The 13208-nt window shown below is 43.4% G+C and carries 12 protein-coding genes; 4 read left to right on the forward strand and 8 right to left on the reverse strand.

Annotated features, from left to right (window positions below; all coding sequences use genetic code 11):
- The first annotated feature begins 21 nt into the window (after positions 1-21).
- Positions 22-519, forward strand: coding sequence for a hypothetical protein (locus IQ13_RS15580; protein WP_144887452.1), 498 nt, complete (start codon positions 22-24; stop codon positions 517-519).
- Between the two features lie 7 nt (positions 520-526).
- On the opposite strand, the gene IQ13_RS15585 is transcribed toward IQ13_RS15580, so the two are convergent.
- On the reverse strand, positions 527-1165 hold the full coding sequence (locus IQ13_RS15585; protein WP_144887454.1) for a L,D-transpeptidase family protein: 639 nt from the start codon (positions 1163-1165) through the stop codon (positions 527-529).
- A gap of 190 nt (positions 1166-1355) precedes the next feature.
- A complete protein-coding gene (locus tag IQ13_RS15590; protein ID WP_144887456.1) occupies positions 1356-1892 on the reverse strand; it encodes a GNAT family N-acetyltransferase in 537 nt (178 codons plus the stop codon).
- A gap of 559 nt (positions 1893-2451) precedes the next feature.
- Between IQ13_RS15590 and IQ13_RS15595 the strand changes: the two genes are divergently transcribed.
- Complete coding sequence (locus tag IQ13_RS15595; protein WP_144887458.1) at positions 2452-2793, forward strand: hypothetical protein; 342 nt, start codon at positions 2452-2454, stop codon at positions 2791-2793.
- 121 nt (positions 2794-2914) lie between these two features.
- Here IQ13_RS15595 and IQ13_RS15600 read toward each other — a convergent pair whose 3' ends face one another.
- The 3 genes from IQ13_RS15600 to IQ13_RS15610 all read right to left on the reverse strand — a co-directional run bounded on the left by IQ13_RS15600 (position 2915) and on the right by IQ13_RS15610 (position 7019).
- A complete protein-coding gene (locus IQ13_RS15600; protein WP_144887460.1) occupies positions 2915-3121 on the reverse strand; it encodes a hypothetical protein in 207 nt (68 codons plus the stop codon).
- A 350-nt stretch (positions 3122-3471) separates the two neighbouring features.
- Positions 3472-4641, reverse strand: a complete 1170-nt coding sequence (gene mqnE / locus IQ13_RS15605) for an aminofutalosine synthase MqnE (protein ID WP_144887462.1) — start codon at positions 4639-4641, stop codon at positions 3472-3474.
- 104 nt (positions 4642-4745) lie between these two features.
- A complete protein-coding gene (locus IQ13_RS15610; RefSeq protein ID WP_144887464.1) occupies positions 4746-7019 on the reverse strand; it encodes a M43 family zinc metalloprotease in 2274 nt (757 codons plus the stop codon).
- Between the two features lie 156 nt (positions 7020-7175).
- On the opposite strand from IQ13_RS15610, the gene IQ13_RS15615 reads away from it, so the two are divergent.
- Positions 7176-8432: a nucleoside permease gene (locus IQ13_RS15615; RefSeq protein WP_144887466.1), complete on the forward strand. Its 1257-nt coding sequence runs from the start codon at positions 7176-7178 to the stop codon at positions 8430-8432.
- Between the two features lie 165 nt (positions 8433-8597).
- On the opposite strand, the gene IQ13_RS15620 is transcribed toward IQ13_RS15615, so the two are convergent.
- The 3 genes from IQ13_RS15620 to IQ13_RS15630 all read right to left on the reverse strand — a co-directional run bounded on the left by IQ13_RS15620 (position 8598) and on the right by IQ13_RS15630 (position 12580).
- Positions 8598-10259: a glutamine--tRNA ligase/YqeY domain fusion protein gene (locus tag IQ13_RS15620; RefSeq protein ID WP_144887468.1), complete on the reverse strand. Its 1662-nt coding sequence runs from the start codon at positions 10257-10259 to the stop codon at positions 8598-8600.
- A gap of 124 nt (positions 10260-10383) precedes the next feature.
- Positions 10384-11622: an ornithine--oxo-acid transaminase gene (gene rocD / locus IQ13_RS15625; protein WP_144887470.1), complete on the reverse strand. Its 1239-nt coding sequence runs from the start codon at positions 11620-11622 to the stop codon at positions 10384-10386.
- Positions 11623-11848: 226 nt separating this feature from the next.
- Positions 11849-12580 (reverse strand): hypothetical protein, encoded by a 732-nt coding sequence (locus tag IQ13_RS15630; protein WP_144887472.1) that lies wholly within the window; start codon positions 12578-12580, stop codon positions 11849-11851.
- Between the two features lie 134 nt (positions 12581-12714).
- On the opposite strand from IQ13_RS15630, the gene IQ13_RS15635 reads away from it, so the two are divergent.
- Positions 12715-13200, forward strand: a complete 486-nt coding sequence (locus IQ13_RS15635) for a VOC family protein (RefSeq protein WP_144887474.1) — start codon at positions 12715-12717, stop codon at positions 13198-13200.
- Positions 13201-13208 lie beyond the last annotated feature (8 nt).

Here is a 13208-nt window from a genome sequence, read left to right on the forward strand (position 1 = left end):
GTACGCTTAAAACATGATCATATGAAACAAACGCTCGTCCTTTTCTGCTTTCTTGCTTGCTCTCTTGCAGTTTCTGCACAGCTTAAAACCAAACCCGACTGCGGTTTAATTACAGTAGATATTCATAAAGGCTGGATCAACGAAGCCAAGCCCAATGCCGATCCCGAACAGATCAAAGCCAAGCTGCCTTGCTTTACATCGTTCGAAAAAGAAAGCAACGAATCGGCTTGTGGCGGCGGTGTGTATTACGATGACAAAGGCATCTGCTTTTACATACAGCGTGATTATGTAGTGATCACCGAAGCGTTCAAGGGAAAGTTTACCGTACCGGTGATGGGTGCTAAGTCAGACGATCTGTTTGTGAAATTCGGAAACCCCAAAGTGAAAGATGCCAATTGGGAAGCTTATCAAATGGCGTTTGGAATTATGATTGTGTATTACAACGCCAAAGGAACGATCAATAAAATTATCCTCAGTACAAAAGGGGTTGATGAGATTGACCTCTGCAACATCAACTGATGTCCGGTCATTTTTGAATAATGACTGTTGTACCTGCTTTCACATAAACGGCCAGATCATCAATGTGTGCATTCTTTAACGAAATACAACCGTTGGTCCAGTTGTAATAGCGATCAATAAAATAATCGTTACCGGTTTCCACACCATGTATGCCAATACCGTTGCCAATGCTGGCATTGGCAGGAACCTGTCCGTTTATTTTACGACTGTTGAATTTGCTGTAGCTTTCTTTTGTAGGATAGTCGAGCATGAGCATTTTACGCCATAGTTTGTGTTGTTTGTTGTACACCACTTTAAATATTCCCTCCGGTGTTCGGCGATCGCCCTGCATGAATTTATCTTCCAGTGGTTTTAAACCGAATACAACGGGGTAAGCAGCCAGTAAACCTTTACTGTCGTACACCCGCAATTCAAAATCCGATTTGTCAATTACAATTCTAACCGGGCCTGTTACCATGCCCTGTGGCCGGTTAAATTTCTGCATTGAACGTATACCCGATTTACTGGCAGTTGCAGGCGCTGTTGTTGTTTTCTTAACAGCTGTGGTTGATGTTGAAGAAGAAGAGGAACTATCGGAGTTAGAGTTGGCCGAACAGGAAATAAGCGAACCTGTCAGCAGAAAAGAAGCCGCAATAAAAAGTTTCATAGCATATTGTTGTTTACAGAAACAGTTGAAACATTTTTACAACAGCGGAGTTGGGTAAAGCTGCAGTAGTAACGTTGTGTTGTAAATGCTTATTGCGTCATGGTTAGTGAATTTGGAAAGACTGTGAATAGCAACAAAACAACAGGTAGTTCTACCTGCCGGGAGAGGGCGTGTTCGAATGCAGCAGTGCCTATAATTCCAGCAGCATGTCCTCATTCAGTCCATTGTATTCAAAAAAGCCCAGCAGGCGAAAACCGTTCTTGCGGTAAAAACGCATAGCTTTTTCATTGGAAGACTGTACGCCTCCCCACAAAACAAGCTGCCGGATATTTCTTGTCTGCATATTGGAGCATACAAAATTCAACATCAGCTGGCCAATACCTGTACTCTGCCAATCGTCTCTTACCGATGGCGCAAATGTGTAGGCTGCGTCGTACTGTAGTGGATAATGATACTGTTGTAAACGGGGCACATCGTGTTGCAGCAACCCTTTTTGTAAAACAGTATAACCAATCATTTCACCGGTTGTGGTATCAATGGCAACACAGGCTTCCGTTCCCTGCTGCGCATAAAAAGCAAGTAACTCCTGTGGATGAAAAGAGTGGGGTTGAAAGCGCTGTACCGTTTCCTGTTGCAGACTGTACAGGTAACGCATTAACCTGTCGAAATCGCTGTTGTTGAGTAAGCGGATCTGTACTTCTTTGTTGTGTTTTGTTAGGGCAAGCATCTTGAAAAAATGAAATTAGTTATTCATGATTGTGCTTTCCATTTCAGAAAGCGACTTACGGAATAAATCATCAAAAGAAAAGTCCAGACAATCCTTATAAACGAATTAAAACGATCTGCAGATGCGAATTGCCGGGCAGTGACAATAAGTAAAAAGATTGCCGCACAAAATGTAAATAGTGAAAGAAACAGCAAAGAAGTTTTTGACTTGAACACAGGTGTTGTTTTTGTAAAAATAACGAAAAGGCTGCAATCATTTTTGTTGCGTTGATTCCGGTCAGCGACACTAAGCAACCGGATGTTTTTGTACATGGAACTAAGGTTTGCAGGTTATGTAAAATAGTTGCTGAGCTTTGTTATTGTAAAGTACATAACCGGCCATTTGCCCGGGTATGCCTGTTGCTTTCTGTTGCATAATAAGTTGCATTTACATTTGCATTAATAGTTGCAGCAACAAAAAAAACAGCAGCATAAATTTCGTGGAAGTGCAAGTTGTGTTGTATTCTGTCGTCTGTAAATTGTATTTTTCAACTCTTCATTAACTATTAAAACAACTTGTCATGAAAATTTTGTTCAGCCTTTTATTTGTTATTGGCTTTGTTGCCGCCAGCCACGCACAAACCGGTATCGACGGTAACTGGAAAGGAAGCCGTGAAACGCCCAACGGCGTCATAGAAATTACGTACACGTTTAAAGTAGAAGGGAATGTATTGAAGGGTACCTGGAAAACCCAGTTTGGCGAGCGTGAACTGGAAGAAGGAAAAGTGGATGGTAAGAAATTCAGCTTTAAAGTTTCGTTCAATGAAATGAAAATCGAAAACACAGGAGAGCTGCTAAATGAAAATGAAATTGTATTGAAAAGTACAAGAGGCGAAATGAAGCTGGCCCGTGTAAAATCCTGATAGCAGTAAAGCTGTTAAAAAAAGCCTATGCTGCATGTATAGATGCAGCACAGGGTTTTTTATTAGTTATTTTTTCAGTACTGCATTCTTTGAAAGTGAATACCTGTTCAGTTTTTTGAAATCACTTTGCTTTTCGTTGTTTCCGCAGCTTCCACCACTCCCAAAGATTATCGGCGCCCAGAAATGTAAATGCTGCAAAGCCGAGTACTGTAAAGGTCTTTTCGTTTGCACTCATTGCATCGCTTTTATAAATGATTTCCGTAATTTTTAGTGCAATCCAAAGCAGGCAGAGTATTCCAAAGACTAATTTTTTAATTTCTGCTTTCATTGTGTAGCTGGTTGTTTCTGATTTTACTTTTGATTGAATTGTGGTATGTAAGCGAATCCTGCAATATACAGAAGGATGCTGGCTAAGTAAGTACTGCCGGCGGGCAGGTATCGCCGATGGTGGGGAAATAGAATTCCGTCCGCTGAAGACCGCTGCCTGACTTTTTGATAAAGTTAAATATTAAGAACTAAGGATGGGCTTTCTTCGTCGAACCCCTTCTGCTGTTATTGGCGTCCCCGCCAACTAACTTGATTTTTTAAAGTTGATGTCAATATAAGCCTGAACAACACTAAACTAATAAAAAAAGGACCTCTCAAAAAAGAAGTCCTTCTCTATTTATTTTTTAACAATCAATTACTCGAAAATCCTGCTTCCTCTGCTACTGTTACATCGCTGTAATCTTTTACAATGTTGTACAGTGTATCACGTTCAACCGGTTTGCGGTTTACCTGTTTAATGAGCGCTACGAGTTGTTCGGTTGTCATGGTAGGCGTTTGTTCTTCGCTGCCCGCCATGCTGTAAATTTTTGTTGTATCATCAATGGTGCCGTCAATATCGTTTACACCAAAGCTCAAAGTCATTTGTGCGTTGTGCCTTCCCAGCATGGGCCAGTATGCTTTCAGGTGCGGGAAGTTATCGAGGAACAAACGGGCCACTGCATACATCTTCATGTCTTCAACAATGGTGCTTTCGGCAATATTGCTCATATCGTTATCCTGGTTGCGGAACTTGAGCGGAATAAAAGTCTGGAAGCCTTTCGTTTCATCCTGCAAATTGCGCAAGCGGTTCATGTGATCAATACGATGTTCGTATGTTTCAATATGTCCGTACAACATGGTGGCGTTACTGTGCAAGCCTAATTTGTGTGCAGTAGCATGAATGTTGAGCCAGCCATCACCATCTACTTTGTCGGCACATATTTTTGTACGCACATCTGGGTGGAAAATTTCAGCACCACCACCGGGTATCGAATCCAGTCCGTGGCTGATCAATGTTTTCAAACCTTCTTCCACACTCACTTTCGCTTTGCGGAACATGTAATCGTATTCAACAGCTGTAAATGCTTTGATGTGTAAACCGGGGCGATGTGTTTTAATGGCCTTTAACAGATCGGCAAAAAACTGCAGATCCATTTTCGGGTGTACACCACCAACAATATGCACTTCGGTAACAGGTTGTCCATCGTACTTCTGTACCATGTGCAGCATTTGGTCAATGCTTAATTCCCAACCTTCTTCACGCTTGGCGTAAATTTTTGAATACGAGCAAAAGTTACAGCTGAACACACACAGGTTGGTGGGTTCAATATGAAAGTTGCGGTTAAAATAAGTGGTATCGCCATGTAAACGCTCACGCACAAAATTGGCTAAGGTGCCAAGAAAGGGGATGCTGCCCTGTTGAAACAAAACCAATGCATCGGCTTCGCTGATACGCTGGTTGTTATAAATTTTATCGGCAATGGTTTTTAATTCGGCTGAAATACGGTTACTGTTCAAAAGTTCAACAATTCCTGATTGCATATGCTGGTATTTAGTACTGGCGCTGTTATAAAAAAACAGCGTAACCTTGCAAAGTTACGCTGCGAATCGGTTCAATGTTGTGCCGTTAACTGCTAATGGGCAGATTAATTGTTGATCTTGATCACCTTAAATGTGTCTGTTTTTCTGGAGCGATAAACAATCTGCACATGATAAATGCCGCTGTTCAGGTTCCCTAAGTTCACTTCAATATAGTTGGGCGCCGTTCTGTTACCAGGCAGCTGGTAGGCTAAACGTTTTTGCCAAACCAGTTGACCAACCTGGTTGTACACGTTAATGTATTCGAGGTTTTGCGGTGCTTCGTAATACTGTATGGCAAAACTTTGTACAAACGGGTTGGGCGTAACCATTACACCTTTTCGTTTCAGATTCGGGTTTACATCTTTTGCGTAGATGTTGATATCGTCGATGTACAAATTGTTTTCGAAATTGGTTGTATTACGGAAAACGACCTGTGCATATTGAGCTGTTGCCGATGAAAAACTACCCAGGAAAACACTGTCTTTGCGCCATTGATTGGCTTGCGGCACAAATGCATCCTGCGTGGCAACCGCACCGGTTGTAATTAAATCGGTGCCCCATTTTTTGTAAACCGAACGGAGCGTTTGGCCGCAGTTGTCGGTTACAAAAATTTCCAGCGTATCAACAGGAACACCTACTGCATTTAACGGATCGGTATACATGGCTGCTGCCACCTGGAAAATAAGAAAGGCCGAATCTTTTCCTCTCAGTTCAAGTAATGGCGAAACCATCTGGTCCTGGCTGCCGTTAACATCGTATTCGTAATTGTTGATGAACAGTGATGCCAGTCCGGTTTTTGCGGCTGCTGTGCTGCGTTCCCATGTAAAGCCATTATCGGGGTTATTCCGTTGCCAGTTTGTTGGCGGGAAAGTTGTTGCTTCAAGCCCTTCGGTTAACGGAAGCGATGCTACCGGAAAGATGACTGCCGCTAACTTTCCGGTATCGTTTGCTACCCGTTCATCGGCACTGCCATTGGGGTTTGCTGTGTAAACAACCAGGTTGGCATTGGTGCCGGTTGCAAGTGGCATTGTTGTAAGGGTAATATCCGTTGTGCCCAGCGATGCAAGATTACCCGTCCAGTTGGTAACAACTGCAGCGCCTGTGCCAAAGCGTGCGGTAATCGTTAAGGCAGTAATGGCCGTTGTGCCGGCGTTCCTGATGCGTACAACAGGTTGGTATGTATTAGTACAGGTGTAAACAATGGTCTGGCTGTTGGTGCAAGGCCCTGCACTCGCATCAACAAAACGTACAAAACGTGCATCTCTGCCGGCAGCAGTTACAGGTGTGCAGCCATCGGATGTAGCCAATGTTTGCATCCATGTTATGGCAGTAAGGCTTGCTTCCATCTTTGCATGCTGTTGGGGTGTGTACATCACCATTGCACGGTCATCAACATAATCCATATAATTCATCCACATTACACCGGGAGCAGTGGGGGTGCAGATGTCGGTAATAATGCTATCGGCAGCAGGTGCGCCAAATGTGCAATCGAGTTGAGGGGGAGTATCTGCAACGCCATCATCATCACTGCAGCTTTGTGCTCCATCGCAGTTGTTGGGTCCCCAGATATGATCGAGGTCGAAGAAGTGACCAATTTCATGCGTAGCTGTACGGCCAAGATTGTACGGTGCCTGTGCTGTGCCGGTTTTACCAAAGGCCTGGTAGTTGTTTACAAAACCACGTTCGGCCAAGGGAACATCGTTTAGCGATAGCGAAGCCTGGTAAGCATAACCTAAAAAGCCATTTTCCATCTGGCATACCCAAATGTTGAGGTATTTGTTGGGGTTCCATGCATCGCTTCCGCCCTGGCAGGTATATTTTACCGGATCGCCATCGCCCGGTACAGATGCGGTAGATGATGCAACACGTACAATGCCGTTGGTGCCTTCGCCTGAGGGATCTCTCTTTGCTAAACAAAATTGCAGGTTGCCTTTTCCAAAACGGCTTTTAAAAGCAGCCGGTATACGGATGGAGTCGGCATTTTTTCCACCATAATCCGCATTCAGCGCATCTATCTGCGATTGAATTTGAGCGTCGGTTACCAACGAAGGATTTGACAACACCACATGCACCACCACCGGAATGGTTATGGTTGCCTGGGTTTGTAAAATGCGTTGCTGCTGCAGGACGGTAGTAAGCCGTTGATTGATGAGCTCTCGGCTTGCTTCCATCCGCAATTTTATTTTGGGGTCTTTGCGCACAGCTTCATCAAGAATAAACTGTGTACCGCAACGGTGAAAGGTTTTTACTCTTGTGGACGGCTTTTGTTTTTGTGCCGTGGCTGAAAAGAAAAAGGTGCTTACACAAAGCGCAAACAGAACGGGCTTCAACAGATGCATAGAAATAGTTGTACAGTGAAAATACGAACTCGGGCTGAAATTAGTTGTATCTGTTGGACGAACAGGACATTTTACAGTTTAAACCAGAAGAGGGGATGTTACAAAAACAGTTATCTTTCGTCTTTAATCCATTTTATTCAACTAAAACTATTGTTGATGAATCTGAAGTTTCGTCTTACAGTATTAAGTTTTCTGCAATTCTTTATATGGGGCTCGTGGCTTATTACCATCGGAGCTTACTGGTTTCAAACAAAACAATGGTCGGGTACTGAGTTTGGTGCCATCTTTTCTACCATGGGTATTTCTGCTGTGTTTATGCCAACGATTGCCGGTATTATTGCCGACAGGTGGATTAATGCCGAACGTTTACTTGGTATTTTTCATTTGTGTGCAGCCGTTGTGCTCATTGCATTACCACAGGTTGGCAGCCCTATTGCTTTCTTTTGGGTAATGCTGCTGAATATGATTTTTTATATGCCCACTATTGCATTGGGCTACACCGTTTCATACAATGCGTTAAAGAATAATGGCGGTCATGTGGTGAAAGATTTTCCGCCCATTCGTGTGTGGGGCACTATTGGTTTTATTGCAGCGATGTGGATGGTGAGTTTATTACACATTGAAACATCGGCCAGCCAGTTTTATGTAGCTGCAGCCGCATCGGTTTGTTTGGGTGTTTATTCATTTACCTTGCCGAAATGTGCACCCGGTTTAAAAATAAAACCGGGAAGCCCGTTGGTGGATGTGTTAGGTCTTCGTGCGTTCGGATTATTCCGTCAATGGAAGATGGCCTTGTTCTTCATCTTTGCCATGTTGCTGGGTGCAGCGTTGCAGCTGACCAATGCGTATGGCGATACCTTCTTACACGACTTTGCAAAAGTAGATGCATACAAAGATGCTATTGCAGTGAAGTATCCTGCGATCATCATGTCTATTTCACAGATTTCAGAAACAGTCTTCATCCTGGCTATTCCGTTTATGCTGCGCCGGTTTGGTATCAAGCAGGTAATGCTGTTCAGCATGGTTGCGTGGGTATTGCGTTTTGGATTGTTTGCGTATGGTAATCCTGGTAGTGGTTTATGGATGATTATTCTTTCCTGTATTGTTTATGGCCTTGCGTTCGACTTCTTTAATATCTCCGGTTCGTTGTTTGTAGAAACACAAAGCGAACCTGTTATCCGTGCAAGTGCGCAGGGTGTATATATGATGATGACGAATGGTTTTGGTGCATTGCTCGGCAGTTCGGTAAGCGGAATTGTCATTGACAAGTATTACACACTTGCCAATGGCGAAAAGGATTGGCATAGCATCTGGATTGCATTTGCAATATATGCACTGGTTGTGGCAGTGTTATTTGCAGTATTGTTCCGGCACAAACATGATCCGAAATCTATTACCAATATTGGACATTAAAAATAAACCCCGCCAACGGCGGGGTTTATTTTTTTGATGATTGCTCATTAATCGTATTCTTTGGCGCAGAGAAAGAACAACGCTGAGGTTTCGCAGAGTCAAGCGCTGCGCAGGATATCAACAGCTGTATTAACTCGTATTTCGACTTCGCTCAGGATTTCAGCATTATCCTTTCTTCACTTCTTTCGCCCAGGCATCTTTCAATGTTACAGTGCGGTTGAAGATGAGTGTATCTGCAGTGGAATCTTTATCCAAACAATAATACCCTTTGCGTAAAAACTGAAAACGATCGGTAAGTGTTGCAGTGCTGATTGATGGCTCTGCATAACCCTTCACCACTGTTAATGAGTTGGGGTTGATATAGTCTTTAAAATCGCCTTCCTCACTGGCCGGATTTTCTACCTGGAACAAACGGTCATACTCTCTTACTTCCACTTCAACAGCAGTTGAAGCATTCACCCAATGCAAGGTTCCTTTTACACTGATGCCGCTTGTATCGCTGCCACTTTTACTTTCAGGAATATACGAACAGTGAATAGCGGTAATGTTACCTGCATCGTCTTTCAGTACTTCATCGCACTTGATGATATAAGCGCTTTTCAACCGCACCATTTGTCCCGGTGCCAAACGGAAATATTTCTTCGGCGGATTTTCCATGAAATCATCTGCCTCAATAAATATCTCCCTGCTGAAAGGCAGTTCACGTGTACCACCGTTTACATCTTCAGGATTATTTTCTGAGTTAAGTAACTCCGTTTGTCCTTCGGGATAGTTGGTGATGATGAGTTTGATGGGGTTGAATACCACCATACGACGCAAAGCCACTTTGTTCAAATGTTCACGTACACAAAACTCAAGTAAACTGAATTCAATTAAGTTGTCACGTTTGGCTACACCTACACGCTCTGCAAAATCACGGATGCTCTCCGGTGTATAACCTCTGCGGCGCAAACCACTGATGGTAGGCATACGTGGATCGTCCCAACCACTCACATGCTTTTCGTTTACGAGCTGCAACAGTTTACGTTTACTCATTACCGTATAATTCAGATTGAGACGTGCAAACTCATATTGGCGTGAAGGGAAAATTTCTAATTGTTCAATACACCATTCGTACAACGGACGGTGCGGAATAAACTCCAGCGTGCAAATAGAGTGGGTGATTTTTTCAATAGAATCACTCTGGCCGTGTGCAAAATCGTACATCGGGTAAATGCACCACTTGTCGCCGGTGCGGTGGTGGTGTGCATGCTTAATCCGATAGATGATCGGGTCACGCATGTGCATGTTGGGCGACGTCATATCGATTTTTGCACGCAATACCTTTTCACCATCTTTATATTTACCGGCACGCATATCGGCAAACAGTTGCAGGTTTTCTTCAACTGTACGTTCGCTGTATTGGTTACGTGTGCCGGGTTGTGTGGGTGTACCTTTTTGTTTAGCAATTTCTTCACTCGTGCTGTCATCAACATACGCCAAGCCTTTTTCAATCAGCTTTACAGCAAAGCCATACAGCTGCTCAAAATAATCGGAGGCATAGAATTCATTGGCCCAGTTAAAGCCCAGCCATTGAATATCTTCTTTAATACTGTCTACATATTCCGTGTCTTCGGTAACAGGATTGGTATCATCGAAACGAAGATTGGTTTTGCCGTTGTATTTAATGCCCAAACCAAAATTTAAGCAAATACTTTTTGCATGACCGATGTGCAGATACCCATTCGGCTCCGGCGGAAAACGGGTGAGGATGCTTTGGTGCTTTCCGGTTTTCAGATCTTCTTCAATAATCTCTTCAATAAAATTCAGGCTTTTTTCTTCGCTCATGTCTTTCTTCAATTGAGGTGCAAAAATAAGGTTTCTAAGGCAGCCGATAGCCATAAGTAAAAGCCGATAGTCAGTTGCCTGCTGTATTTAGCGACCGACTATCGGCTACCGGCTAATGGCTTTGTTATTGAAGTACCTGTAAACTTTTCGCAATAATGCCCACGCATTCATAAATCTGCTCTTCGGTAATCACCAGCGGCGGTGCAAAGCGGATCTTGTCGCCATGTGTTGGTTTCGCCAGTAAACCGTTTTCTTTCATTTCCATACAAAGGTCCCATGCCGCTTCGGGGTTGCTGTGTTTAATCACAATGGCATTGAGCAAACCTTTACCACGAATAGTAGCAATAAAAGGGGAGTTGAGTTTTGCCAGTTCATTCCTCAACAACTGACCGAGTTTTTCGGCACGTTCTGCAAGCTGTTCATCTTTCAGCACCTGCAGCGAAGTCATGGCAACAGCACAAGCCAATGGATTGCCGCCATAAGTGCTTCCATGTTCGCCCGGTTTAATGTTGAGCATAATTGCATCATCGGCCAACACTGCACTTACAGGCAATGTGCCACCGCTGAGCGCTTTGCCCAAAATCAAAATATCCGGACGAACGTTTTCATGATCGCAAGCCAGCATTTTGCCGGTACGGCAAAGACCGGTTTGTATTTCATCGCCAATGAACAGCACGTTTGCATCTGCACAATATTGTTTTGCAGTTGAGAGATAACCTTCGGTTGGTACAACCACACCTGCTTCGCCTTGTATAGGTTCAACTAAGAAGCCACATACATTTTTATCTTCCAATGCTTCTTTCAATGCTACCAGATTATTGTAAGGAATAACAACGAACCCCGGCATGTAAGGACCAAACTTTGAATACGAAGAAGGATCGGTGCTGAAAGAAATGACCGTGCTTGTTCTTCCATGAAAGTTTTCCGCACAAACGATGATCTTGGCTTTATTGTCTTCAATGCCTTTTACTGCATAACCCCAACGGCGTGCAAGCTTAATGGCTGTCTCTACAGCTTCCACACCTGTGTTCATCGGCAACACTTTATCATAGCCGAAATAATGTGTGATGTACTCTTCATACTCACCCAGCAAATTGTTGTGAAATGCACGTGAGGTGAGTGTGAGTTTTTGCGCCTGCTCAATGAGCGATGCTACAATGCGTGGATGACAATGCCCCTGGTTTACAGCAGAATAACCGCTGAGAAAATCGTAATAACGCTTGCCGTCAACATCGTACATAAATACGCCTTCGCCACGTTCCAGCACCACAGGTAATGGATGATAATTGTGTGCACCAAACTGTTCTTCTTTATCGATAAAGTATTGTGTATTGGCAGAAACTGCTGCAATAGAAGTATGCATAGAAATGAATAATTAAAAATGGGGAATGAGGAATGAAAAAGGGTTGATCAGCGTTGCTGATCAGGAACAGCGGTACAGTACTCAGTGATTGAGCAGGTCGAGATTTTGTTTAAGAAAGGGAAGTTGCTGTTTCATTACGAAACAAATTTACTCTTTACCCTTTACATAAAAAAAAGAAAGAGCCAGCAGCTCTTTCTTTTTTGGGTTATTACAAACGGTTGTTATGTTATTTGTCTGTTTTGGGCAGTGCCTGCTCCCACAAAAGCTTACCCTTGGAATCGAAAAATTTAATACCGGAGAATACCTCTTTGTTCTGAAAAAAGGAACCGTTTTCTTTTGACATGCCAATGAGTAAATGGCCATTGTTGCCGGCGATCATCAGGCCTTTTGTTCCATCTTCAAGTGCAACAAGGTGCACCGCTTCTCCATTATCATCATCCAGTCCAACTACACTTCTCGATTGGCCATCTTCGGTGGTGTTAACGCCTGCACCGCCTCTTTCCCAACCTTCACGATCGTTCCAGAGTAAACCCGATGGTTCAAACATGCGACGGCCTGTATTGGGGTCGGAGAGTTTATCGCCCAGTTGCAAACGGTCGAACCCGTTTTCATTCATAATCACAATACCTTCTGCACCGTGGTAATAATCTTTATACCATTTCATGTATTGATCGGGGTTGCCAAAATTCTTTGCCCAGTATTTTCGTACCAAAGCTGTATCGGTTCGTACACGATTTTTTGAATATGGTATGGGCGAACCAATAAGAATACGATCTCTTCCAATGCTGTCTTCAATAATAATTCCTTTTGCCCTGATGATGCCAAATACTTCCTTTTGTTTAAAAGAAAAGCTAAGTGCACCTATAATAATCAGTGAAATAAATGCAAGAAAGCTGATGCGAAGTTGATGATAACGTTTCTCCATTTTCTTTAGACGGAGTTCTAATGCGGTGTTCATATTTTTAGTTTTCTATCGTACGGTTCACGGCAGTATTTGTTACAATCAGCTCAAAACTTTTAAAAGCTAAAAAGGAGCACAGGAGCCGATTGGTTATCTTTAAACTGATTTAAAATAATCTAAACAACAATAACATGCGTTACACTGTTCCTGCACAAACACGTATTGGACATGTGCACCTGAAAGTAGGTGACCTTGATCGTTCATTGGCGTTTTATCACGAACTGCTGGGCTTTGCAATAACACAACGTTATGGTACGCAGGCGGTGTTTGTTTCTGCAGGAGGGTATCATCATCATATTGGTTTGAATACCTGGCACAGCAAAGGGGCGGGACCTGCACCGGTGAATGTGCCGGGCTTGTATCATACAGCCATTCTATATCCAACACGCAAGGATCTGGCGGTGATCTTAAAACGTTTGCTGGAAGCGAAATATCCATTGGCCGGTGCATCGGATCATGGTGTGAGCGAAGCGTTGTATTTAGATGACCCCGATGGGAACGGTGTGGAGTTGTATTGGGACAAACCAAAAGAACAATGGCCGGTCGATGCAAATGGAAATTTGGAGATGGTAACGAAGCGATTGGATTTGGAAGGGTTGTTGAGGGAGGCGGAGTAACTACAGTT

Source organism: Lacibacter cauensis, from assembly GCF_007830055.1.
Classification (GTDB): Bacteria; Bacteroidota; Bacteroidia; order Chitinophagales; family Chitinophagaceae; genus Lacibacter; species Lacibacter cauensis.